Origin of the sequence: Serratia proteamaculans, assembly GCF_008830365.1 — a bacterium.
Classification (GTDB): domain Bacteria; phylum Pseudomonadota; class Gammaproteobacteria; order Enterobacterales; family Enterobacteriaceae; genus Serratia; species Serratia proteamaculans.
Genome location: NZ_WBKI01000009.1, coordinates 42,128 through 66,007 on the forward strand (window position 1 = coordinate 42,128; position 23,880 = coordinate 66,007).

Here is a 23,880-nt window from a genome sequence, read left to right on the forward strand (position 1 = left end):
TGAGTGGCTGCCCAGTGGATTTTTGGAGTAAGTATGAAAGGTATTATTCTGGCAGGTGGCTCCGGTACTCGGTTGCATCCTATTACCCGCGGCGTCTCCAAGCAGCTGTTGCCTATTTACGACAAGCCGATGATTTATTATCCGATGTCGGTGCTGATGTTGGCGGGGATCCGCGACATTTTGATTATTTCAACACCGGAAGATCTGCCGTCATTCCAGCGTCTGCTGGGGAATGGCGATCAGTTCGGTGTCAATCTCAGCTATGCCGCGCAACCAAAGCCGGAAGGCCTGGCGCAGGCATTCCTGATTGGTGAAGAGTTCATCAATGGCGACTCTTGCTGTCTGGTATTGGGTGATAACATTTTCTTCGGTCAATCTTTCAGTCCTAAATTGAAAAGCGTAGCGACACGTACCGAAGGTGCAACGGTATTTGGTTATCAGGTGATGGATCCTGAGCGCTTTGGCGTAGTGGAGTTTGATGAGAACTTCCGAGCGCTGTCTATTGAGGAAAAGCCGAAAAAACCTAAATCGGATTGGGCGGTGACAGGCCTGTATTTCTACGACAACCAAGTTGTCGAGTTCGCCAAACAGGTTAAGCCTTCGGAGCGTGGCGAGTTGGAGATCACCAGCATCAACCAGATGTATCTGGATCGTGGTGAGCTGACGGTTGAACTGTTGGGGCGTGGTTTCGCCTGGCTGGATACCGGTACGCATGACAGCCTGCTGGAGGCCAGCAGCTTTGTGCAGACGGTGGAAAAACGTCAGGGCTTCAAAATTGCCTGTCTGGAAGAGATCGCCTGGCGTAATGGTTGGCTGGACGATAAAGATCTGAAGCGTGCCGCCAATGCCTTGTCTAAAACCGGTTATGGCAAGTATCTGCAGGACCTGTTGCATGCGCGTCCACGCCACTATTGACCCCCTGGCTTGGGAAACTGAGTTTTTCGCCCTTAACAGCGCCAAACTCAATTTTTCCGCTACGTCCCCGGCGCTCGCCGAGGACGGTCTGGCCGCCTATGCCTTGGTTCAGGCCAAAATTCCGGCACATCAAACTGCTTTGGCGGATGGCTTGGCCCGTTTGGGTTTCCAATTGGTAGAGGGTGAAGTCGATCTGGTGCTGAATACCGGCACGGAATGTGCATTACCTCTTACCGTGACGCCGCAGGCGATTCGTTCGGCGGTACCGGCCGATATCCCGGTGCTGCGTGCGGCGGCTGCCAGCGTATTTACCGCCAGCCGTTTCCGCGCCCCCTGGTATCACTCCCAGGATAGCGGCCGCTTTTATGCCGAATGGATAGAAAAGGCGGTATTGGGGACATTTGACCATCAGTGTCTGCTGGCACTGGACGATACTGGGCAGCCGGAAGGCTTTGTCAGCCTGCGTGAATTGGGTGACCAGGAGGCCCGAATCGGCCTGTTGGCGGCGTTCCCCGGCGTGGCAGGCAAAGGAATCGGCTCGCGATTGATGGCGGCGGCCATTGCAGAGTGCCGGTCGCTGCAGCGCCTGCGGGTTGCGACTCAGCTAGGTAACATCGGCGCACTACGGCTCTATCAACGACAGGGTGCTGTTATTGAAAGCACCTCGTATTGGTTATACAGAGGAAGACATGATCCCATTTAACGCACCACCGGTTGTTGGCACTGAACTTGACTATATGCAGGCTGCGATGGGCAGTGGCAAGCTGTGTGGTGACGGTGGTTTTACCCGTCGTTGCCAGCAGTGGATGGAACAGCGGTTTGGCAGCCCGAAGGTGCTGTTGACGCCGTCCTGTACCGCATCACTGGAGATGGCGGCGATCCTGCTGGATATCCAGCCGGGTGATGAAGTGATCATGCCAAGTTTTACCTTTGTTTCCACTGCCAACGCTTTTGTGCTGCGCGGTGCCACCGTGGTGTTTGTCGACCTGCGTCCGGACACCATGAACATCGATGAGAGCAAGATCGAAGCGGCAATCACTGATAAGACCCGCGCCATTGTGCCGGTGCATTACGCCGGCGTGGCCTGCGAGATGGACACCATCATGGCGCTGGCGAAAAAGTACAAGCTGTTCGTGGTGGAAGATGCCGCGCAGGGCGTGATGTCTACCTACAAGGGGAAAGCGCTCGGTACCATAGGTCATATTGGCTGTTTTAGTTTCCACGAAACCAAAAACTACACCGCAGGCGGTGAGGGCGGTGCCACGCTGATTAACGATCCGGCGTTGATTGACCGGGCTGAAGTCATTCGGGAGAAAGGCACCAACCGCAGCCAGTTCTTCCGCGGCCAGGTGGACAAGTACACCTGGCGTGATATCGGCTCCAGCTATCTGATGTCAGATTTGCAAGCGGCCTATTTGTGGGGCCAATTGGAAGCCGCCGATCGCATAAATCAACGCCGTTTGGCACTGTGGCAGAAGTATTACGACAGTTTCCTGCCACTGGCCAAGGCGGGCCGCATTGTGCTGCCGACCATCCCGGCGGGCTGCGTGCAGAATGCCCATATGTTCTATCTCAAATTGCGCGATGTTGAAGACCGTACGGCGTTTATCGATTACATGAAAGAAGCCGAGATCATGACGGTGTTCCATTACATTCCGCTACATGATTGCCCGGCTGGCGATCGTTTCGGCCGCTTTGCCGGTGAAGACCGCTTCACCAGCCAAGAGAGCGCACGTCTGGTTCGTTTGCCATTGTTCTACAATATGACTGATATCACTCAGCGCACGGTGATCAATACCATTCTCAGCTTCTTCGCCTGATATGTCGCTGGCAAAAGCATCGATTTGGACCGCCGGTTCCACGCTGATCAAGATTGGCGTGGGGCTATTGGTGGTGAAACTGCTGGCGGTGGCGTTTGGCCCCAGCGGGGTTGGGCAGGCGGGTAACTTCCGCCAGTTGATTACCGTGCTGGGCGTGCTGTCCGGTGCCGGGATTTTTAACGGCATCACTAAGTACGTTGCCGAATACCATCAGGATCCGCAGCGGCTACGCTTGGCCGTCGGCACGGCGTCGACTATTGTGCTGGGCTTTTCCACGCTGTTGGCGCTGGTGTTCTTGTTCGCGGCAGAACCGATCAGTATCGGGCTGTTCGGCCATGCTGATTATGTTGGCGTGGTGCGGGCGGTGGCGTTTATTCAGATGGGCATTGCCTACGCCAACCTGTTTATGGCGGTGCTGAAGGGCTACCGTGATGCTATGGGCAATGCGCTGGCGGTGATTGGCGGCAGCCTGATTGGCGTGGTGGCCTACTACCTGTGTTTTAAGCTGGGTGGCTATGAAGGCGCGCTGGCGGGGTTGGCGTTGGTACCGGCATTAGTGGTGTTGCCCGCCGGCTTTATGCTGTGGCGGCGCAAAACCCTGCCGCTGAGCTATCTGGCGCTGGCATGGGACAAGGCGCTGGCCAGCCATCTCGGCAAGTTCACCATCATGGCGCTGATCACTTCAGTGACGCTGCCGGTGGCCTATGTGATGATGCGTAACCTGCTGGCTCGTGATTACGGTTGGGATGAGGTGGGGATTTGGCAGGGTGTCAGCAGCATTTCTGACGCGTATCTGCAGTTTATCACCGCTTCCTTTACGGTCTATTTGCTGCCGACGCTGTCGCGGTTGAAGGAAAAAAGTGCCATCTCTCAGGAGATTGTGCGCTCGCTGAAATTTGTGCTGCCTGCGGTGGCGGCGGCAAGTTTCACCGTCTGGCTGCTCCGCGATTTCGCCATCTGGCTGCTGTTCACGGACAAGTTCGTCGCAATGCGCGATCTGTTCGCCTGGCAACTGGTGGGGGATGTGCTGAAGGTCGGTGCTTATGTGTTTGGTTACCTGGTTATCGCCAAGGCGTCGCTGCGTTTTTATATCCTGACCGAAGTCAGCCAGTTCCTGCTGTTGACGCTGTTCTCGCATTGGTTAATCCCCTTGCACGGCGCGCTGGGTGCGGCACAGGCTTACATGGCAACCTACATTGTGTATTTCACGCTCTGTAGCTGCGTATTTATTCTTTATCGTAGACGAGTATGACTACACTGATTCACGTATTGGGATCTGACATCCCGCATCACAATCAGACGGTGCTGCGTTTCTTCAACGACGTGTTGGCGAAGAGCCTGCCGTCCGATCAGACACGCCATTTCATGGTGGCCGCCAAAGATGCCGCCGCGTTGGGGCCGTTCCCTGAACTGAACATTGAATATCATCCGGATAAGAAAAGCCTGGCGATTGCGGTGATTGCCCGTGCCCAGGCCGATCGCAATGCGCGTTTCTTCCTGCATGGTCAGTTTAACCCGACGCTGTGGCTGGCATTGCTGAGCGGTAAAATCAAAGCCCAGCAGGTGAGCTGGCATATCTGGGGCGCCGATTTGTATGAAAACGCCACCAGTTGGAAATTCCGGCTGTTCTATTTGCTGCGCCGTATTGCACAGGGGCGGGTGGGGCACGTATTCGCGACCCGTGGCGATGTGATCCACTACCAGCAGCGACATGCCCGCGTACCGGCCTCTCTGCTGTATTTCCCGACGCGGATGGATCCGGCGTTGACTGGTGTCAGCGTAGAGAAAAATCTGGCCGGACCGATGACCATTCTGGTGGGGAACTCCGGCGATCGCACCAACCGCCACGTCGAGGCACTGAAAGCGATTCACCAGCAGTTCGGCCCAGATGTGCGTGTGATCCTGCCGATGGGCTATCCGGCTAATAACGACGCTTACATTGAACAGGTTCGCACTGCCGGGCTGGCTCTGTTCAGCGCCAAGAACCTGCAGGTACTAACGCAGCAGGTGGCGTTCGACGACTACCTGAATATCCTGCGTGAGTGCGACCTCGGTTACTTTATCTTTAACCGCCAGCAGGGGATTGGCACGCTGTGTCTGCTGATCCAGTTTGGCGTGCCGTTCGTGCTGAGCCGACAGAACCCGTTCTGGCAGGATCTGGCGGAGCAGCACTTGCCGGTGTTGTTCTATGGTGATTCGCTGGATGAGGCGGTCGTGCGTGAGGCGCAACGCCAGCTGGCGTCCGTCGATAAGCAGGCGATTGCCTTCTTTAATCCCAACTACGTTGATGGCTGGCAACAGGCATTAACTCTGGCGGCAGGGGATAATTCATGACGCTGGCGCAATTTGGCGGGTTATTCGTCGTCTACCTGATCGGTGCGTTGTTTGTTCTGACGTTGACCTACCAGGAGTTTCGGCGCGTTCGCTTTAATTTCAACGTCTTCTTTTCGCTGCTGTATTTGCTGACGTTTTACTTCGGCTTTCCGTTAACCTGCCTGTTAGTGTTTCAGTTTGACGTTGAGGTGGTGCCGGTAGAATTCTTGTTGTACGCCATCCTCTCGGCCACTGCGTTTTATGCGATTTACTACGTCAGCTATAAAACCCGGTTGCGAAAGCGCAGCGTGCAGCCGCGTAAACCGGTATTCAACATGAACCGGGTTGAAACCCATCTGACCTGGATCTTGCTGGCATTGGTGGCGATGGTTACCGTCGGCATTTTCTTCCTGCAAAACGGCTTCCTGCTGTTCAAACTCAATTCTTACAGCCAGATCTTCTCCAGTGACGTGTCTGGCGTAGCGCTCAAGCGGTTCTTCTATTTCTTTATTCCGGCGATGCTGGTGGTGTATTTCCTGAAGCAAGATCTGCGAGCCTGGTTCTTTTTCCTGGCGGCGACGGTGGCTTTTGGCATCCTCACTTATGTGATTGTCGGCGGCACCCGCGCCAACATCATTATTGCCTTCTCACTGTTCCTGTTTATCGGCATTGTGCGCGGTTGGATCTCGCTGTGGATGTTGGTGGCCGCAGGTGTGTTCGGTATTGTCGGCATGTTCTGGCTGGCGTTAAAGCGCTATAGCCTGGACGTCAGTGGCCCCGAAGCGTTTTATACCTTCCTTTATCTGACGCGAGACACCTTCTCGCCGTGGGAAAACCTGGCGTTATTGCTACAAAACTACGACAAGATTGATTTCCAGGGGTTGGCGCCGATAGTGCGTGATTTCTACGTGTTCATTCCAGCCTGGCTGTGGCCGGGCCGACCGGATACGGTGTTGAACACCGCCAACTACTTCACCTGGGAAGTCCTGAATAACCATTCCGGCCTGGCCATTTCACCGACGCTGATTGGTTCGCTGGTGGTGATGGGCGGCGCATTGTTCATTCCTGTTGGCGCGGTGCTGGTGGGGATGATCATCAAATGGTTCGACTGGCTGTATGAAATGGGCAAAAGCGAGTCGAACCCTTATAAAGCCGCCATATTGCAGGGTTTCTGCTTTGGTGCGGTATTCAACATCATCGTATTGGCGCGAGAAGGGGTGGATTCGTTTGTCTCGCGGGTGGTGTTCTTCTGCCTCATTTTCGGCGCCTGTTTGCTGATGGCAAAATTGCTGTATTGGCTGTTTGATACTGCCGGATTGATTAAGGTGCGGGTGCTGCGTTCGCGAACGCTAAGTCGTCCTGCTTCATCCGTGCAGGCCGACGGCCTTTTGTAAGGGTAAGAACAAGATGGAAGCAAAAATCTCGGTGCCCAAATACGAACTGCGCGGTTTCAGCCTGTGGGGATTTCGCGATATGGCGCAGTGCATGGATTTTCTGTTCGACGGTGGCCACGTAAAGCGAGGCACGCTGGTCGCCATGAACGCCGAAAAAATTCTGACGGCGGAACAGGATACTGAGCTGCATGCCTTGCTGGATGAGGCCGAGTACAAGTATGCCGACGGTATCAGCATGGTACGGTCAATTCGCCGGAAGTATCCGGGAGCCGATGTGTCACGCGTAGCCGGAGCCGATCTGTGGGAAGCGCTGATGCAACGCGCCGGGCGCGAGGGTACGCCGGTGTTCCTGATTGGCGGCAAGCCGTCGGTGCTGGCAGAAACCGAACAGAAGCTGCGCAGCCAGTGGAATGTGAATTTGGTCGGTAGCCAGGATGGCTATTTCAAGCCGGAACAGCGTGAGTCGCTGTTTGAGCGTATCCGCGCCAGCGGTGCCGCCATAGTGACGGTTGCCATGGGGTCACCGAAACAGGAAATCCTGATGCGTGACTGTCGCAAGGTACACCCCCAGGCGCTGTATATGGGCGTAGGCGGGACCTACGACGTGTTCACCGGGCATGTGAAGCGTGCACCCAAGGTTTGGCAGAACCTCGGCCTGGAGTGGCTCTATCGGCTGCTCAGTCAGCCGAGCCGCATCGGGCGCCAACTGCGGTTGCTGAAATTCGTGAGTTACTATTATCGCGGCAAGATGTGATGAAGGTGCCGGGGCTGATTATTCTGTCCCGGTGCCACAAGTTGTTCAAATAACCTGCTTTGTGGCCAATTTTCCAACACTCTATAACCTCAGCCGCTAAACCCCCTTGTGTTTATTCCATAAAGTTTTAACTTGCGGTTTGCTTATAGCGGCAAAATGCGAAACGATACCGCCCTGAAATTACCCCCAGCTGTTGGCGCCTTATTCGGCCGCGCTGAACGACGTTTTTCTCGCCGTAAGATAGCCCCATCACAAGTTGATGTCCGCCAACGCGGCGGGAGATGATTTACGCTATTTTTCATTAAAACAATAACGACCGGTAACGGCCGGCAAGCAGACACAATCAAAAGAATATTATCGAGGATTTATGCCACACACTGAAAAACCGCAAGGACTACACCGGGGGCTGGAAGCCCGGCATATCGAGCTGATTGCTCTTGGCGGCACCATTGGTGTCGGCCTGTTTATGGGGTCGGCCAGTACGCTGAAATGGGCGGGGCCGTCGGTGTTATTGGCTTATATCATCGCCGGGCTGTTCGTGTTCTTTATTATGCGTTCGATGGGCGAGATGCTGTTCCTGGAACCGGTCGCGGGCTCCTTTGCCGTTTATGCACATAAATACATGAGTCCGTACTTTGGCTACCTGACTGCCTGGGGCTATTGGTTTATGTGGATTGCCGTCGGGATCTCGGAAATTACCGCCATTGGGGTCTACGTGCAGTTTTGGTTCCCGGAGATCCCGCAGTGGCTACCGGCGCTGATCGCCGTAGCGATGGTGGCGTTGGCTAATGTGGCGGCGGTACGCCTGTATGGCGAGCTGGAGTTTTGGTTTGCCATGATCAAGGTGACCACCATTATTGTGATGATTTTGGTGGGGCTGGGGGTGATCTTGTTTGGCTTTGGTAACGGGGGGCAGCCTATCGGTTTTGCCAACCTGACCGAACACGGTGGTTTCTTTGCCGGCGGCTGGAAGGGCTTCCTGTTTGCGTTGTGTATTGTCGTGGCGTCCTATCAGGGGGTTGAACTGGTCGGTATTACCGCCGGTGAGGCCAAAAACCCGCAGGTCACGCTGAAACGCGCAATTAATAATATCCTGTGGCGCATCCTGATCTTCTACGTCGGCGCCATTTTTGTCATTGTCACCATCTTCCCATGGAACGGTATTGGCACCGCAGGCAGTCCGTTCGTGCTGACCTTTGCCAAAATCGGCATCGTTGCCGCCGCCGGTATCATTAACTTCGTGGTGCTGACCGCCGCACTCTCTGGCTGCAACAGCGGCATGTATAGCGGGGGGCGTATGTTGTACGCGCTTGCCAAGAACCGTCAATTGCCCGCCTCGCTGACCCGACTGTCTGGCAGCGGCGTGCCGGTGAACTGTATTGCCGTGACCATCGCCTGTCTGCTGGTCGGTTCCTGCTTGAATTATCTGATCCCCAATCCGCAGGCGGTGTTCGTCTACGTTTACAGTGCCAGCGTGCTGCCGGGCATGGTGCCGTGGTTTGTGGTGCTGATCAGCCAGCTGTATTTCCGCCGCGCCCATAAGGAAGCGATCAAAACCCACAGCTTTAAGTCGATTATGTTCCCCTATGTGAACTATCTGACCATCGCTTTCTTGGTCTGCGTGCTGATCGGCATGGGAATTAACCCGGATACGCGTATTTCTCTGCTGGTCGGGGCAATATTCTTAGCGGCAGTCAGTCTGTGCTACTTTGCTTTCGGTATGCATAAGAAACATCATCCGGCTGAAAAACGGACAGAAACCCAGCAATAACCGGTCAAAAGGGACTACGGAGAGCCCTTTCCTGCGCGGGAGTGAGCAAAGCGTAATCAAACGCAACATTTCTGCGAAAAAGCACTAGACAGGATTGGGTTAAAACCGTAGTATCCCCTCCCGCAACGGCGCTATGCGCCCGTAGCTCAGCTGGATAGAGCGCTGCCCTCCGGAGGCAGAGGTCTCAGGTTCGAATCCTGTCGGGCGCACCATTAAGTTTGTGTGCAAGAGCTGCGGTGGTAGTATTACCGCGTGAAGTTAAGAAGTAATGGTGGCTATAGCTCAGTTGGTAGAGCCCTGGATTGTGATTCCAGTTGTCGTGGGTTCGAGTCCCATTAGCCACCCCACTTCCTAAGAGAAGTGAAGAATTGTAAGCTGTTTTGTGACTGTGCGAAGGTGGCGGAATTGGTAGACGCGCTAGCTTCAGGTGTTAGTGTTCTTACGGACGTGAGGGTTCAAGTCCCTCTCTTCGCACCACACACAAAATGTCTAATAAATTTAATATTTACATAGACATAAGCGATAAAATTCGGTAGTATCTGCAACAAGAAATCGGCGAGTAGCGCAGCTTGGTAGCGCAACTGGTTTGGGACCAGTGGGTCGGAGGTTCGAATCCTCTCTCGCCGACCACTTTCAGAAAAGCCCGTTCAGCAATGAACGGGCTTTTCGCTTTCTGCCATTCAGTAAACCTCACTTTTAACTTCCTGCTGTCCTGTTTTTGGTTTCTGGAGCCGTGTTGGCTTTCAGCGACATCGGCATGGCGCATTGTCGCCAGGTTGAGACATATAACATAATGATTTAATAAGATAAAAATCACTTTGTCTTAAGTCGTCGTTATAAGGCGACATATCTGCTGGGGTCAGGGAGAGAGTGGGGTAATACCCGATAAGAGGCGATAAATTTAATATGACGTTTAAATTTCTTTTAATTCATGGTTTTAGTTTATTTTCTTCAGGCTAAACGGCATTTCTCCAAAAGTTGGCACGCCATGTGCAATATCTATTCCGTAGATGCTCATTCCACCTCTTATGTTCGCCTTAGGCTTCATAAACCCTGGGAATGACGCAGAGCCGATTTAGGGTGCCTATTGCCCACCAGAACGATGTCAGCGTTGCTTGCAACCCGACATCACACTCCGGGCATAACGTTGAGTGAGGCACCGCCCCTGTTGTCCTAGACCTGATTGCTTTTTTATACACTTGCCACCGCGGCAAGTGTTTTTTTTTGCCGGTAGATAATCGACAGGCGAAAAAAAAGCGCGGCATCAACGCCGCGCTTTGATCACTCGATATTGCCGCTATGAATCGCCGTTCTGCTTCAGGGTCAACATCAGGCCTTCACGACGCATCTGGGCAGCCTCATCGGAGCGGTGCAGCTTATCCAGTACGTCCGCCAGCCAAGCGTAGTCGTAGGCATCCGGACGCTGTTTCAGCGCTTCCCGGAATGCATCGGCAGCCTGTTGCCACTCACCGTGTTTCATCAGCAACTGACCCAGCGTGCTGTTCAGCAGCGGTGTGGCGCCATGCTGTTTCACCTGCTGGCGCAGCGTTTTCTCCAACTGTTGCGGATTGCCGGACTTCAGACGCGGGATCAACAGCACCAGACGCTCATCGTATTGGCGCTTCAGGCTATCGAGCACGATTTCCTGTGCCAGCTCGTGGTCATTGCATTCGATCAGGTGATCCACCATCGCAATTTGCAGTGGAACTTCATGGCGCGTTTTGCGGCTCTGATCTTTCCACCAGCGTTTCAGACCGTCGCTGCCTTCATCTGCCATTGCCTGATTCATCAGGCCAATATAGGCCTGCTGCTGCAGGACCTGCAGTTCAGCCTCGGTATGCAGGTTAATCTTGCTCATCGACGGCAGGATCTCCAGCAACGAGGCAAAAGCGCCGGTGCGCAGATAAGCCAGTTCCGCCAGACGCAACACTTCCGGATGACGCGGTGCCTGGTTCAGCAGGCGATCGACACCGTGACGTGCAGCATGGTTTTCTCCCTGCGCCAGTTGGATGCGCACGCGGGTGATATCTACCGGCAATTGGTCGGTGTCGGCGGCTTCGGCGGCACGTTCCAGGTACTGGTTAGTGCGGAAGTCGTCACCGCGTTGCTGTGCAGCTTCGGCAGCCAGCAGGTAGTTTACCACCGGCTGTTCGGCGTGATCGGCATTGCGCGTCAGCAGTTTTTCGACCTGCTTGTAATCGCCTTCGGCCAGTTTGATCAGCGCGGCCTTGGTTTGCTTGCGCGCGCGGCTGCGTTTACGGCCCAGGAACCAGCCGCGGGTACGTGCGCCGGTGCGGAAGACGCGGCGCAGGATCCATTCGATCACCAGCAGCACGACAAACAGCAGGACGCCCATGATCACCAGGCCGGTGACGCTGGTTTCAATATTGTAGTTATCGGTCTGAATCAGCACATAGCCCTGATGGCCGGCCAACATCGGCCCGACCACAACGCTTGCGATCAGCACCAGGAACAGAAATAGCACGCGTAACATGGCTTATCCCTCCTGGTGGGCTGCAGGGGACTGGGTCATCAGATTGCGCACCCGGGTCTGCATCAGTTTTTCCAGCAGTGGCTGGCTTTTCAACTGATCCGGCACGTCCATGGTGATCGACTGCTGGCTCAGGGTATCCAACTCTTCCAGGAAAGCTTTCGTGGCCGGGTCGGTAGTATCGAAATAGGCGCGGACCCAGGTAGAGATAGTTTCCAGCGACTGTTTATACACTTCGTTCTGGTGGCGTGGAATTGCCTGCGCGGCAACCAGCAGGCGTGAACGGATATTTTCACGCAGGTAAATATCCTGATTCGGTGCCAGCAGCGGTTCGGCACTGCTATCACGGCGGCGAACGGTAATAAAGTCGGCCATAAAGTTGTGCCAGCTTTTGGTCAGGTTTTGCCGCCACTCGCCGATCGAACTGGATAGCTCGCTGCTGTCCTGATCCATCGGAGCTTCGTCATTGTCGTTATCCGCCAGGCGCAGGTTATCAACCTGATTGGATAACTGATTGGTTTTGAGAATGATGCCGTCAAAATCCACCTGAGTCAGGGTGGACAGCGTGCTGACGTCTTCGGTAATCGCCCGGCGCACTTCGAGCAGGCTCGGATCGTTCATGTCTGCCAGGCTGGCATCGGCGCTTTTCAGCAGAGCGGCGGCGGTGGTGACGTCCTGATCGCTCCACAGTTTACGGCCGGCCATTTTCACCAGGAAATCGGCCTGTGCCAGTAACCAGGTCTTGGCATCGCTGCCGGAGATGATGGCGACTTTTTCTTGCAGCTCATTCAGTTGTCGCGTTAGGGTCGCTTGCTCGCGGTCAGCGGCATCCAGCGTTTTACCCTGTTGCTGCAACAGACCTTCCAGCGCGCTTCTTTCCTGCTGTTGGCTCTGCTTCAGCGCTTCCAGCTGTTGCTGCAAGGTTTGATTGGCGGCGATCAACTGCTGTGCCTGTTGATGTGTGTGGTAATAGCCGCCGGCGCCCAGGGCAATGACCAGCACGATGGCGATCGCGCCCAGTACTGGACCGGTATTTTTACCTTTACGCTTGTCAGCGTCGGGTAGCTTGGGGCTATCAGCCACTGGGGTTGGCTCTTCAACCGGGGCGGAGGGGGTATTTTGTTCCGTCATAGTGGCACATCCCATAGTCAGGTTTATTGTAGCGCGCGGATCAGCGCGTCATTATCGGCGTTATCAGCTACCCGAATTGTGCTCCAGCCCAATTCCTGGGCGAGGGTAGCCAGGCGTTCGCTCACCACTACCAGGCGGCAACGCAACAGCCACGATGAACGGTAGTAATCAGGAACTAAAGTATAGAGCTGTTGTAACATTTCACCGCTGGTGACTACCAGCGTATCAACACCGGCACGCTGCCAGTGGGCGCTTTGCTCGCTGCCATCATAGTGCACCGGGCTGCGTTGATAACATTCATAATAGCTGACGGTGGCACCACGCTCACTCAGGCTGTTGCCAAGCAGCTCGCGCCCGCCGTTGCCGCGCAGGATCAGCGCCTGCTTGCCGTCCAGCTTCTGTAAGGCAGGTAATAGAAGCAGCGTTTCGCTGATCTCCTGCTCACGTGGGTACTCCACCGGCAGGCTGCTGATGCGGTGCATCGCCAGCGCAGTGTTGCGACCGATAGCATAATAGGCCAGCCTGGCAGGCCATGGTAGCCCAACACGACCCATCACCGAATTGGCGTAGCTGACCGAATGCTGCGACAGGATAAACACCAAATCGCCATCATTAAGTTGCTGCAGCGCCTGTGGCAGTTTAGGCAGATCGCCGCCTGGGGCGAAATCGATCAGCGGGGCATGATAGGCAACCCGGCCGAGCGCGCGCAGTCGGCTCACCAATTGCTCTCCCGAAGGAGAAGGGCGGGTTACCAGGATCGTCATGCCGGGGGATTCCCTTGATAAACATCCTGCAGAATTTCACGGGCACCCTGTGCCAGCAACTCTTCCGCCAGCTCAATGCCCATCTGTTCCGCTTGCGCGGCGGGGCCGCGACGTTCGCCACGCACCATCTGGCTGCCGTCCGGGGAGCCGACCAATGCACGCAGCCACAGGCTGTCGCCGTCCAGTTCGGCATAGCTGCCGATGGGGACCTGGCAACCGCCTTCCAGTCGGGTATTCATCGCCCGTTCGGCGCGAACACGAGTTTCGGTTACGGCGTGATTGAGTGGAGCCAACAGCGCGCGGGTGGTTTCATCGTCAAGGCGGCATTCAATGCCCACTGCACCCTGACCGACGGCCGGCAAGCACTCTTCCGGGCTCAGCGGGCTACGGATGCGTTGTTCCAGGCCCAGGCGTTTGAGCCCGGCGACCGCCAGAATAATGGCGTCGTAGTCGCCGTTGTCCAGTTTTGACAACCGGGTGCCGACGTTGCCGCGCAGGTCACGCACGATCAGGTCCGGACGACGTTCACGTAATTGGCACTGACGGCGCAGGCTGGAGGTGCCGACCACGCTGCCCAGCGGCAGTTGATCGAGCGAGGCGAAACGATTGGATACAAATGCGTCACGTGGATCGTCACGCTCACAAATGGTCACCAAACCCAGGCCCGCGGGAAAATCTACCGGCACGTCTTTCATCGAATGGACGGCGATATCCGCGCGGCCATCCAGTAACGCCAGCTCAAGTTCCTTAACAAACAGCCCTTTACCGCCGACTTTAGCCAGCGGCGTATCCAGAATAATGTCGCCCCGCGTGACCATCGGTACCAGTTCGACCTGCAGACCAGGGTGGCTGGCCATCAGACGCTGCTGCACATAATGTGCCTGCCAGAGAGCGAGTGGGCTTTGTCGGGTGGCAATTCGAATAATTTTGTCTAACATGCTTGTTACCGTTTTTATAATTCGCTGTTCATCCTACCACTGAGTGTGAAAACTGTCAGTGCTAGAAGCCACAGGCGAATAAAGGACAACGGAATCAACGGGACGTGTGATGTGTTTTGGGGCAGTTAACACTGCGGGTAAATCGTTTGGAGTGGCGCAACAATAATAGTGAAGCGTTACCTCCTTTACGGTCAATCAGCAAGGTGTTAGATTGATCACGTTTCCAGCAATAAGTTGCCAAATATTCTTCCAACACTAACGGCGCTTATGGAATACGGGTTTTTTTCTAAATACCGGGATAATCAGGCGAGACGTCTTGTACCTCTACATCGAGACACTGAAGCAGAGACTGGATGCGATCAATCAATTACGCATCGATCGCGCCCTAGCGGCCATGAAGCCCGCGTTCCAACGGGTATACAGTCTGCTGCCTACCTTACTGCACCACCACCACCCACTGATGCCAGGTTATCTGAACGGTAACGTTCCCCATGGCGTTTGTATCTACACGCCTGATGAAACCCAGCAAGATTACCTCAACGATTTAGAAGACAAATGGGGCAGCCCGTTTGACAAGCTGGCCAGCGGTGAACTGCCGATTACCGGGGTTTATTCGATGGGCAGTACTTCATCGATCGGCCAGAGTTGCAGCTCGGATCTCGACATCTGGGTGTGCCACCAGTCCTGGCTGGATAACGAAGAGCGTAACCGCCTGCAGCAAAAATGCAGCCTGTTGGAAAAATGGGCAGCGTCAATGGGGGTGGAAGTCAGCTTCTTCCTGATTGATGAAAACCGCTTCCGCCATAACGAAAGTGGCAGCCTGGGCGGTGAAGACTGCGGTTCCACCCAACATATCCTGCTGCTGGATGAATTTTACCGCACCGCGGTGCGCCTGGCCGGCAAACGCATTTTGTGGAACATGGTGCCGGGCGAAGAAGAAGCGCATTACGATGAGTATGTGCTGTCGCTGTACTCGCAAGGTGCGCTAACGCCGAATGAGTGGCTGGATCTCGGCGGCCTGAGCACACTGTCGGCGGAAGAATACTTCGGCGCCAGTCTGTGGCAGCTGTACAAAAGCATCGACTCGCCTTACAAGGCGGTGTTGAAGACCCTGCTGCTGGAAGCCTATTCCTGGGAATACCCGAATACTCAGCTGTTGGCGATGGACATCAAGCAGCGCCTGCATCAGGGCGAAATCGTCTGCTTCGGTCTCGACTCCTACTGTATGATGCTCGAACGCGTTACGCATTATCTGAATGAAATCAACGATACCACCCGCCTCGATCTGGTCCGCCGCTGCTTCTACCTGAAAGTCTGTGAAAAACTTTCGCGCGCTAATGCGTGCGTCGGCTGGCGTCGTGAGATCCTCAGCCAGTTGGTCAGCGAATGGGGCTGGGACGAAGAGCGTCTGGCGATCCTGGATAATCGCGCCAACTGGAAAATCGAACGGGTACGTGAAGCGCACAACGAACTGTTGGATGCGATGATGCAAAGCTATCGTAATCTGATCCGCTTTGCCCGTCGTAATAATCTCAGCGTCAGTGCCAGCCCGCAGGATATCGGCGTGCTGACCCGCAAGCTGTACGCCGCGTTTGAAGCGCTGCCCGGCAAGGTGACGCTGGTGAACCCGCAGATCTCGCCGGACCTGTCAGAAGACGATTTAACCTTTATTCACGTGCCGATTGGCCGCGCCAACCGCACCGGCTGGTACCTGTACAATCAGGCACCGGCCATGGACTCGATCGTCAGCCATCAACCGCTGGAATATAACCGCTACCTGAACAAACTGGTGGCCTGGGCTTATTTCAACGGCTTACTGACGCCGAAGACCCGTTTACACATCAAGAGCGGCAATCTGTGCGACACCGCCAAACTGCAGGAACTGGTGGCCGACGTGTCGCACCACTTCCCGCTGCGGCTGGCCGCACCTACGCCAAAAGCCTTGTACAGCCCGTGTGAAATTCGCCATCTGGCGATTATCGTCAATCTGGAAAACGATCCGACTGCCGCCTTCCGCAATCAGGTGGTGCATTTCGATTTCCGCAAGCTTGACGTGTTCAGCTTCGGCCAGCAGCAGCAATGCCTGGTGGGCAGTATCGATCTGCTGTACCGCAACTCCTGGAACGAAGTGCGTACTCTGCATTTCAGCGGTGAGCAATCGGTGTTGGAAGCCTTGAAGACCATTCTTGGCAAAATGCATCAGGACGCCGCCCCGCCGGAATCGGTAGAGGTGTTCTGCTACAGCCAGCATCTGCGCGGCCTGATCCGTACCCGCATCCAGCAATTGGTGTCAGAGTGCATTGAACTGCGCCTGTCGAGTACCCGCCTGGAGCCGGGCCGCTTTAAAGCGGTACGCGTTGCCGGTCAGACCTGGGGCCTGTTCTTCGAACGGTTGAGCGTGTCGGTACAGAAGCTGGAAAACGCAGTGGAATTCTATGGCGCTATTTCCAACAACAAATTGCACGGCCTGTCGATCAAAGTGGAAACCGATCAGGTGCATTTACCGCCGGTAGTGGATGGCTTCGCCAGTGAGGGGATCATTCAGTTCTTCTTTGAAGACACCTCGGACGACAAGGGCTTTAACATCTATATTCTGGATGAGTCGAACCGGGTTGAGGTTTACCACCATTGTGAAGGCAGTAAAGAAGAGCTGGTGCGTGACGTCAGCCGTTTCTATTCTTCCTCGCACGATCGCTTTACCTACGGCTCCAGCTTTATCAACTTCAATTTGCCGCAGTTCTACCAGATAGTGCAGCTTGATGGCCGCACTCAGGTGATCCCGTTCCGCAGCAATGTGTTGTCGAGCCTGTGTGTACCGCTGGCCGATAGCGCCGCTCAGCCGCTGAAACAGCAGTTCCAGCTACACTGACATTACAGGGGCTCGCGTTTGCTGAACCCCTGTGAATGCCGTTATTTTCAGGCAAATTTCACTTCTTCGCCTGCCTGCGCACTGGCGGCTTCGCTCAGCAACGGGTAGAAGGCGCGATCGCTGCGATCGCAGAGCCACACGCCATCACGGTAGTTAAAGTGATAGCCGCCGGTCTTGGTCGCCAGCCAAACCTGATGCAGTGGCTCCTGGCGATTGATGACAATTTTGGTGCCATTTTCGAAGCTTAACGTCATTACGCCGCCGTTAGTTTCGTAATCGATATCCGCATCGCCAGCAAAATCGTCCAGTGTCTCTTCAATATTAAGCATCAGTTGGTCAGCTAACTGGTGAAACTCACTGTCGTTCATATTCAATTCCTATTGCTTTTCATGATCCACCTGCGATTATAGAGACCTTGGACGCATGAATTACAGGCATTAATGCAAATGAAAAAACAACTACGCTATGCGCTGATGGCAGTTCTGCTTGCCGGGCTCTCCGGCTGTGGTCTGAAAGGCCCGCTGTACTTCCCTCCAGCCGATCCGGCCAGCACTAAGAAACCGGCCACTCAGGTTCAGACTGGCGAACAGGTACAGAAAAATCAGCAAGAACTTTCCAGCTCTCAGCAAAAACCGTCGATGAGCGCTCAGTAACACCTTGTTTGCGGCGGCACAGGCCACCGCAAACCAAGACGGATAGCGGAGTATGATATGCAGTTCTCCAAAATGCACGGTCTGGGCAACGACTTTATGGTGGTCGATGCCGTTACACAGAATGTCTATTTTTCTCCCGAGCTGATCCGCCGTTTGGCCGATCGGCACCTGGGCGTTGGCTTTGACCAGCTGCTGGTGGTAGAACCGCCTTACGATCCGGAACTGGATTTCCACTACCGTATTTTTAACGCCGACGGCAGTGAAGTGGCGCAGTGCGGTAACGGCGCACGCTGTTTTGCCCGCTTTGTGCGGCTGAAAGGGCTGACCAACAAGCGCGATATTCGCGTGAGTACCCAGACCGGGCGTATGGTGCTGAGCGTCACCGATGATGATCTGGTGTGCGTGAATATGGGCGAGCCGAACTTCGATCCTCAGACTGTGCCCTTCCGCGCGACTAAAGAAGAAAAGACTTACATCATGCGTGCGGCGGAAAATACGGTGCTGTGCGGCGTGGTGTCGATGGGCAACCCGCATTGTGTTTTACAGGTAGATGAGGTAAAAACCGCCAAAGTGGAGTTGCTCGGCCCGGTGCTGGAAGGGCATGAACGTTTCCCTGAGCGGGCCAATATTGGTTTTATGCAAATTGTCAGTCGTGAGCACATCAAACTGCGCGTGTATGAGCGCGGTGCCGGCGAAACCCAGGCCTGCGGAAGCGGTGCCTGTGCGGCGGTGGCCGTGGGGATCCAACAGGAATTGCTGTCGGAAGAGGTGCATGTAGAGCTGCCGGGTGGCAGCCTGCATATTCGCTGGAAAGGACCGGGCAGCCCGTTGTTTATGACCGGCCCGGCAACCCATGTATATGACGGATTTATTCATCTATGAAGAGCGTTGAGGACCAGGCTGTCGCAGGCATTGAGCTTGACGACGACGCCGTGATGCAGTTTCTGCTGCAAAACCCGGATTTCTTTATCCGTAACGCGCGGTTGGTGGAACAGATGCGCGTTCCCCATCCCGTTCGCGGTACCGTGTCGTTGGTCGAGTGGCATCTGGCCCGCCAGCGTAATCATATCAACCGGCTGGAAGAAGAAATTACCCTGCTGATGGAGCAGGCCAGCGCCAACGAAACGCTGTTTGCCAGCCTGCTGCATTTACAGGCCAATCTGGCCACCGCCGACAGCCTGCAGGATATGCTTAACCGCCTGCAGCGTTGGGCGCGCGGTTTCGGTTTGGCCGGTGCCAATATCCGCTTGTTTTCCGAAAGCTGGAAAATCGGAGCGCCTTCCGATTTCACCCACCTTGCCCTGTCGCGTTCGTCGTTTGAACCGCTGCGCATTCAGCGCCTGGGTGACCAACAGCATTTCCTCGGCAGCCTGAATGGCCCTGAGTTGCTGTTGCTGCTGCCGCAGGCCAAGCTGGTCGGCTCGGTAGCGCTGTCGATGCTGGGTGAAGACGGCGAACTGGGTATGGTGATATTCAGCAGCCGCGATACGCAACACTATCAGCAAGGTATGGGCACGGTGATGCTTAATCAACTGGCGCGCATGTTACCGGAACTGCTGGAACGCTGGGTCGAACGCGCATGACTCCGCTGGCGGCCAGCCTGCAACAGCCGGTGGACGCTTTTTTGCGCTATCTGAAGGTCGAGCGTCAGCTTAGCCCGCTCACCCAGTTGAGTTATTCACGTCAACTGCAGGCGCTGATGGTGCTGGCGCAGGAGATAGGCGTGACGGAGTGGCCGGTGCTGGACGCCGCCAAAGTCCGCCAGCTTGCAGCGCGCAGTAAGCGCGCCGGGCTACAGTCATCCAGCCTCGCGCTGCGCCTGTCGGCGTTGCGCAGTTTTCTCGACTGGCAGGTCAGCCAGGGCATGCTGATTGCCAACCCCGCCAAAGGGATCCGAACGCCCCGCAGCGGCCGTCATCTGCCGAAAAACATCGACGTCGATGAAATGAATCAGCTGCTGAATATCGATCTTAACGATCCCCTGGCGGTGCGCGATCGCGCCATGCTCGAAGTTATGTACGGTGCCGGGCTGCGTCTTTCTGAACTGGTGGGGCTGGATTGTCGTCATGTCGATCTGGCCGCCGGTGAAATCTGGGTGCTGGGTAAGGGCAGTAAGGAACGTAAGCTGCCGGTGGGGCGGACTGCGGTGACCTGGCTTGAACACTGGCTGGCGATGCGCGATCTGTTCGGGCCAGCGGACGATGCGATGTTTCTGTCCAATCAGGGCAAACGCATCTCGACCCGTAACGTGCAAAAGCGTTTTGCCGAGTGGGGCGTTAAACAGGGCGTTAACAGCCACATCCATCCGCACAAGCTGCGCCACTCGTTTGCCACCCATATGCTGGAATCCAGTGGCGATCTGCGTGCGGTGCAGGAACTGCTTGGTCACGCCAACCTGACCACCACTCAAATCTACACTCACCTCGACTTTCAACATCTGGCCAACGTGTACGATGCCGCGCATCCACGCGCCAAACGGGGGAAATCCTGATGCATTTTTATCGTCCGTTGCGGCCGCTGGCGGCGCTGACCTTTGATCTGGACGACACGCTGTACGACAACCGGCCGGTGATCAAACAGACCGAGCTGCAGTCGGTGGCCTTTCTGCAGAACTATCATCCCGGGCTGAACCACTTCCAGTCGGCGGATTTTCATCGCCTGCGCCAGGAACTACGTGAACAGGATCCGGAAATTTATCATGATGTCACCCAGTGGCGCTGGCGCGCTATCCATTTGGCGCTGAGCCGTCAGGGGCTGCGTGATGCCGAAGCCGCCGACGGTGCCGATGCTGCGATGCAGAACTTTGCGCTGTGGCGCAGTCGTATCGAAGTACCCGACGCGACCCATGCCACCCTGAAGGCGCTGGGCGAACGTTTCCCGCTGGTGGCGATCACCAACGGCAATGCCGATCCGGCGCTGTGCGGGCTGGATGGTTACTTCCAGTTTGTGCTGCGTTCCGGGCCGGATGGCCGCGCCAAGCCCTATCAGGATATGTATCAACTGGCCGCTGAGCGGTTAGGCGTTGCCCCTGAACGCATTCTTCACGTGGGTGATGATTTGACCACCGACGTCGCTGGGGCATTGCGCTCCGGCCTGCAGGCCTGTTGGATCAACGACCGCCAGCGCAGCCTGATGCAGGCCGCCGACAGCCGTCTGCTACCACATATTGAGATTTCGCAGTTGGCATCGCTGACAGCATTGTTATAATCCCTGCCAGAACTCTGTATAAATTCCCAGTGGAATCGCGTCTCTGACGCGCTTTCCCTTACCAATTAATGGTGCCTATGGACGTTTCCGATCTGCTCGACAGCCTGAATGAAAAACAACGCGAAGCCGTGGCGGCGCCACGTGGCAACCTGTTGGTACTGGCCGGGGCGGGCAGCGGTAAAACCCGGGTACTGGTGCATCGCATTGCCTGGCTGCTGTCGGTAGAGAACTGCTCGCCGTATTCCATTATGGCGGTGACGTTCACCAACAAAGCGGCGGCGGAAATGCGCCACCGTATCGAACACCTGATTGGCACCAGCCAGGGCGGCATGTGGATCGGAACCTTCCATGGCCTGGCTCATCGGCTGCTGCGTGCTCATCATTTGGATGCCAACCTGCCGCAGGATTTCCAAATCCTCGACAGTGACGACCAGTTCCGCCTGCTTAAACGCATAGTCAAAGCGCTGAATATCGATGAAAAACAATGGCCTCCGCGTCAGGCGATGTGGTACATCAACGGCAAAAAAGATGAAGGCCTGCGTCCACAGCACGTTGAAACCTACAACAACCCCGTAGAGGCGACCTGGCTGCGTATCTACCAGGCCTACCAGGAAGCCTGCGATCGCGCGGGGCTGGTGGACTTTGCCGAACTGTTGCTGCGCGCCCATGAGCTGTGGTTGAACAAGCCACATATCCTCAATCATTACCGCGAACGCTTCACCAACGTGCTGGTGGACGAGTTTCAGGATACCAACAGCATCCAGTATGCCTGGATCCGCCTGCTGGCCGGCAATAACAGCAACGTGATGATTGTCGGTGACGATGACCAGTCGATCTACGGCTGGCGCGGCGCTCAGGTGGAGAATATCCAACGCTTTCTAAAGGATTTCCCCGGTGCGCAAAGCGTACTTTTGGAACAGAACTACCGTTCGACCAGCAATATCCTGAAGTCGGCCAACACCCTGATCGCCAACAACGGCGGCCGCATGGGTAAAAACCTGTGGACCGAAGGGGGTGAAGGCGAACCTATCTCCATCTACTGTGCCTTCAACGAGCTCGACGAGTCGCGCTTTGTGGTGGGCCGTATCAAAGCCTGGCAAGAAAACGGCGGTGCGCTGAATGACTGCGCTATCCTTTATCGCAGTAACGCCCAGTCACGCGTGCTGGAAGAGGCACTGCTGCAAACGGCGATGCCATACCGCATTTACGGCGGGCAACGCTTCTTCGAGCGTCAGGAGATCAAAGATGCCCTGGCCTACCTGCGGCTGATAGCCAACCGCAACGACGATGCTGCCTTCGAACGCGTGGTGAATACGCCGACGCGCGGCATTGGCGACCGGACGCTGGACGAGGTGCGTCGCACGGCCCGCGATCGTCAATTGACCATGTGGCAGGCCACCCGCGTGCTGCTACAGGACAAAGTGCTGGCCGGGCGTGCGGCATCCGCGCTGCAACGCTTTACCGAACTGTTGGACTCACTGGCGCACGAAACCGCCGATATGCCGTTGCACGTCCAGACCGACCGGGTGATCCGCGATTCGGGGCTGTTCATTATGTATGAGCAGGAGAAGGGCGAAAAAGGTCAGGCACGTATCGAAAACCTTGAAGAGCTGGTGACGGCAACGCGTCAGTACAGCTATCAGGATGAAGATCAGGATCTGATGCCGCTGCAGGCGTTTCTGTCACACGCTGCGCTGGAAGCGGGCGAGGGGCAGGCCGATGCCTATCAGGACGCAGTACAGTTGATGACCCTGCACTCGGCCAAGGGGCTGGAGTTCCCGCAGGTGTTTATCGTCGGTATGGAAGAGGGGATGTTCCCGAGCCAGATGTCGCTGGACGAAGGCGGCAGGCTGGAAGAAGAGCGCCGCCTGGCCTACGTTGGTCTGACCCGCGCCATGCAGAAACTGACGCTGACCTATGCCGAAACGCGTCGTCTGTACGGCAAAGAGGTTTATCACCGGCCTTCACGTTTCATCGGCGAACTGCCGGAGGAGTGTGTGGAAGAAGTGCGCTTGCGCGCCAGCGTATCGCGGCCGGTGAGCCATCGTCGTATGGGTACGCCGATCAGCGAAAACGACACCGGTTACAAGCTGGGCCAGCGCGTGCGCCATCCCAAGTTTGGTGAAGGGACCATCGTCAATCTGGAAGGCAGCGGCGAACACAGTCGGTTGCAGGTTGCTTTCCCAGGTGAAGGGATCAAGTGGCTGGTGGCCGCCTACGCCCGTCTGGAGACGGTGTAAGGCGCAGTTAATCGTTAGCGGTATACCCAAAATAATTGGGGTTGCAGCCAGGCGGCAAGTCCGCTCCCTCCAGGAGCTTACTCAAGTAAGTGACTGGAGGGAGTGGGCACAGCCAACAACGCTGCAGCTTCAAGTATGAAGGGGGTAGCGATCGCCAATCTGCGCGGTAGCGTACCAACGCATCACTGCTTCAGTACCCTCAGCCCCTTCCTGCGGTGCCCACGGCATGCAGTCTTCTTCCGACAGCGCCTGATAAGGCCCTTGTTTCACTTCGAACACCACGCCGCCCGGATCAACCGACAGCACGGCATGCCAGGTAAACGCCGGCATCTCCAGCACTTTGGTTTCTTCGCCAAGCAGGGTGCGTTGGGTGACGACGCCGTCTTCGTTAAACTGCAACACCACAAAGCGGCCGCGCAGCGGCGTCAGCAGTTCCCAGGTTTGCGGATGGCGGTGGGGGCGGATATAGGTGCCGGGTTCCATGGCAATCGCCAGCCGTTGCACCGGATCGCTCAACTCGTCGTGTAAGGTACGGTGCGCGCGCAGGCGTGCCACTTTAGCGGCCTGTTCACTCATCGCCGTCAGGTCGTGGGCGGTAATCTGTTTCATCAGTAAAGTCC

21 protein-coding genes and 4 tRNA genes are annotated in these 23,880 nt (G+C 55.9%); 19 read left to right on the plus strand and 6 right to left on the minus strand.

Annotated features, from left to right (window positions below):
• The first annotated feature begins 33 nt into the window (after positions 1 to 33).
• The 12 genes from rfbA (at position 34) to F8R23_RS22180 (ending at position 9,597) form a co-directional block, all read left to right on the plus strand.
• On the plus strand, positions 34 to 915 hold the full coding sequence (gene rfbA, locus F8R23_RS22125) for a glucose-1-phosphate thymidylyltransferase RfbA (RefSeq protein WP_129936263.1): 882 nt from the start codon (positions 34 to 36) through the stop codon (positions 913 to 915).
• Entirely contained in the window at positions 893 to 1,618 is a 726-nt protein-coding gene (gene rffC / locus F8R23_RS22130; RefSeq protein WP_129936264.1) for a dTDP-4-amino-4,6-dideoxy-D-galactose acyltransferase, read from the plus strand. Before rfbA ends, rffC begins: the two co-directional genes overlap by 23 nt.
• The gene (rffA, locus tag F8R23_RS22135) at positions 1,605 to 2,735 is read left to right on the plus strand and encodes a dTDP-4-amino-4,6-dideoxygalactose transaminase (protein ID WP_112349372.1); all 1,131 of its coding nucleotides are present in this window, start codon (positions 1,605 to 1,607) and stop codon (positions 2,733 to 2,735) included. Before rffC ends, rffA begins: the two co-directional genes overlap by 14 nt.
• A 1-nt stretch (position 2,736) precedes the next feature.
• A complete protein-coding gene (wzxE, locus tag F8R23_RS22140) occupies positions 2,737 to 3,987 on the plus strand; it encodes a lipid III flippase WzxE (RefSeq protein ID WP_112349371.1) in 1,251 nt (416 codons plus the stop codon).
• Positions 3,984 to 5,069 carry a TDP-N-acetylfucosamine:lipid II N-acetylfucosaminyltransferase gene (locus F8R23_RS22145; RefSeq protein ID WP_129936266.1) on the plus strand — a complete coding sequence of 362 codons (1,086 nt, stop codon included), beginning with the start codon at positions 3,984 to 3,986 and terminating at the stop codon, positions 5,067 to 5,069. Before wzxE ends, F8R23_RS22145 begins: the two co-directional genes overlap by 4 nt.
• The gene (gene wzyE / locus F8R23_RS22150; RefSeq protein WP_129936267.1) at positions 5,066 to 6,442 is read left to right on the plus strand and encodes an ECA oligosaccharide polymerase; all 1,377 of its coding nucleotides are present in this window, start codon (positions 5,066 to 5,068) and stop codon (positions 6,440 to 6,442) included. The genes F8R23_RS22145 and wzyE overlap by 4 nt, the downstream gene beginning before the upstream one ends.
• Positions 6,443 to 6,455: 13 nt before the next feature.
• Positions 6,456 to 7,196, plus strand: a complete 741-nt coding sequence (gene wecG / locus F8R23_RS22155) for a lipopolysaccharide N-acetylmannosaminouronosyltransferase (RefSeq protein WP_099062184.1) — start codon at positions 6,456 to 6,458, stop codon at positions 7,194 to 7,196.
• Between the two features lie 367 nt (positions 7,197 to 7,563).
• On the plus strand, positions 7,564 to 8,967 hold the full coding sequence (gene thrP, locus F8R23_RS22160; protein ID WP_112349368.1) for a bifunctional threonine/serine APC transporter ThrP: 1,404 nt from the start codon (positions 7,564 to 7,566) through the stop codon (positions 8,965 to 8,967).
• A 135-nt stretch (positions 8,968 to 9,102) separates the two neighbouring features.
• Positions 9,103 to 9,179: transfer RNA gene (locus F8R23_RS22165), tRNA-Arg, on the plus strand.
• 59 nt (positions 9,180 to 9,238) lie between these two features.
• Positions 9,239 to 9,314: transfer RNA gene (locus F8R23_RS22170), tRNA-His, on the plus strand.
• 43 nt (positions 9,315 to 9,357) lie between these two features.
• Positions 9,358 to 9,444: transfer RNA gene (locus F8R23_RS22175), tRNA-Leu, on the plus strand.
• 76 nt (positions 9,445 to 9,520) lie between these two features.
• Positions 9,521 to 9,597, plus strand: a tRNA-Pro gene (locus tag F8R23_RS22180).
• A gap of 667 nt (positions 9,598 to 10,264) precedes the next feature.
• On the opposite strand, the gene hemY is transcribed toward F8R23_RS22180, so the two are convergent.
• Genes hemY through hemC form a run of 4 tightly spaced genes read right to left on the minus strand, consistent with a single transcriptional unit; the run spans position 10,265 to position 14,291 of the window.
• Positions 10,265 to 11,461: a protoheme IX biogenesis protein HemY gene (gene hemY / locus F8R23_RS22185; RefSeq protein ID WP_129936268.1), complete on the minus strand. Its 1,197-nt coding sequence runs from the start codon at positions 11,459 to 11,461 to the stop codon at positions 10,265 to 10,267.
• 3 nt (positions 11,462 to 11,464) lie between these two features.
• A complete protein-coding gene (gene hemX, locus F8R23_RS22190; RefSeq protein WP_151416036.1) occupies positions 11,465 to 12,589 on the minus strand; it encodes a uroporphyrinogen-III C-methyltransferase in 1,125 nt (374 codons plus the stop codon).
• Between the two features lie 23 nt (positions 12,590 to 12,612).
• Positions 12,613 to 13,353, minus strand: coding sequence for a uroporphyrinogen-III synthase (gene hemD / locus F8R23_RS22195; protein ID WP_129936270.1), 741 nt, complete (start codon positions 13,351 to 13,353; stop codon positions 12,613 to 12,615).
• The gene (gene hemC / locus F8R23_RS22200) at positions 13,350 to 14,291 is read right to left on the minus strand and encodes a hydroxymethylbilane synthase (protein WP_129936271.1); all 942 of its coding nucleotides are present in this window, start codon (positions 14,289 to 14,291) and stop codon (positions 13,350 to 13,352) included. Before hemC ends, hemD begins: the two co-directional genes overlap by 4 nt.
• A 316-nt stretch (positions 14,292 to 14,607) precedes the next feature.
• Between hemC and F8R23_RS22205 the strand changes: the two genes are divergently transcribed.
• On the plus strand, positions 14,608 to 17,160 hold the full coding sequence (locus F8R23_RS22205; RefSeq protein WP_112349362.1) for a class I adenylate cyclase: 2,553 nt from the start codon (positions 14,608 to 14,610) through the stop codon (positions 17,158 to 17,160).
• Positions 17,161 to 17,207: 47 nt separating this feature from the next.
• Here the strand turns inward: F8R23_RS22205 and cyaY are convergent, their stop codons facing one another.
• Positions 17,208 to 17,528, minus strand: coding sequence for an iron donor protein CyaY (cyaY, locus tag F8R23_RS22210; protein WP_085116478.1), 321 nt, complete (start codon positions 17,526 to 17,528; stop codon positions 17,208 to 17,210).
• Positions 17,529 to 17,606: 78 nt separating this feature from the next.
• On the opposite strand from cyaY, the gene lptM reads away from it, so the two are divergent.
• The 6 genes from lptM (at position 17,607) to uvrD (ending at position 23,260) form a co-directional block, all read left to right on the plus strand.
• Complete coding sequence (lptM, locus tag F8R23_RS22215; RefSeq protein WP_017891271.1) at positions 17,607 to 17,813, plus strand: LPS translocon maturation chaperone LptM; 207 nt, start codon at positions 17,607 to 17,609, stop codon at positions 17,811 to 17,813.
• Between the two features lie 57 nt (positions 17,814 to 17,870).
• Positions 17,871 to 18,695, plus strand: a complete 825-nt coding sequence (gene dapF / locus F8R23_RS22220) for a diaminopimelate epimerase (RefSeq protein WP_129936272.1) — start codon at positions 17,871 to 17,873, stop codon at positions 18,693 to 18,695.
• Positions 18,692 to 19,396: a DUF484 domain-containing protein gene (locus F8R23_RS22225; protein ID WP_099062176.1), complete on the plus strand. Its 705-nt coding sequence runs from the start codon at positions 18,692 to 18,694 to the stop codon at positions 19,394 to 19,396. The genes dapF and F8R23_RS22225 overlap by 4 nt, the downstream gene beginning before the upstream one ends.
• Entirely contained in the window at positions 19,393 to 20,304 is a 912-nt protein-coding gene (xerC, locus tag F8R23_RS22230; protein WP_112349359.1) for a tyrosine recombinase XerC, read from the plus strand. The genes F8R23_RS22225 and xerC overlap by 4 nt, the downstream gene beginning before the upstream one ends.
• A complete protein-coding gene (gene yigB / locus F8R23_RS22235) occupies positions 20,304 to 21,020 on the plus strand; it encodes a 5-amino-6-(5-phospho-D-ribitylamino)uracil phosphatase YigB (protein ID WP_112349358.1) in 717 nt (238 codons plus the stop codon). The genes xerC and yigB overlap by 1 nt, the downstream gene beginning before the upstream one ends.
• Before the next feature lie 77 nt (positions 21,021 to 21,097).
• Positions 21,098 to 23,260 carry a DNA helicase II gene (gene uvrD, locus F8R23_RS22240; RefSeq protein ID WP_099062270.1) on the plus strand — a complete coding sequence of 721 codons (2,163 nt, stop codon included), beginning with the start codon at positions 21,098 to 21,100 and terminating at the stop codon, positions 23,258 to 23,260.
• 129 nt (positions 23,261 to 23,389) lie between these two features.
• Here the strand turns inward: uvrD and F8R23_RS22245 are convergent, their stop codons facing one another.
• Positions 23,390 to 23,869: a WbuC family cupin fold metalloprotein gene (locus tag F8R23_RS22245; RefSeq protein WP_129936274.1), complete on the minus strand. Its 480-nt coding sequence runs from the start codon at positions 23,867 to 23,869 to the stop codon at positions 23,390 to 23,392.
• Positions 23,870 to 23,880 lie beyond the last annotated feature (11 nt).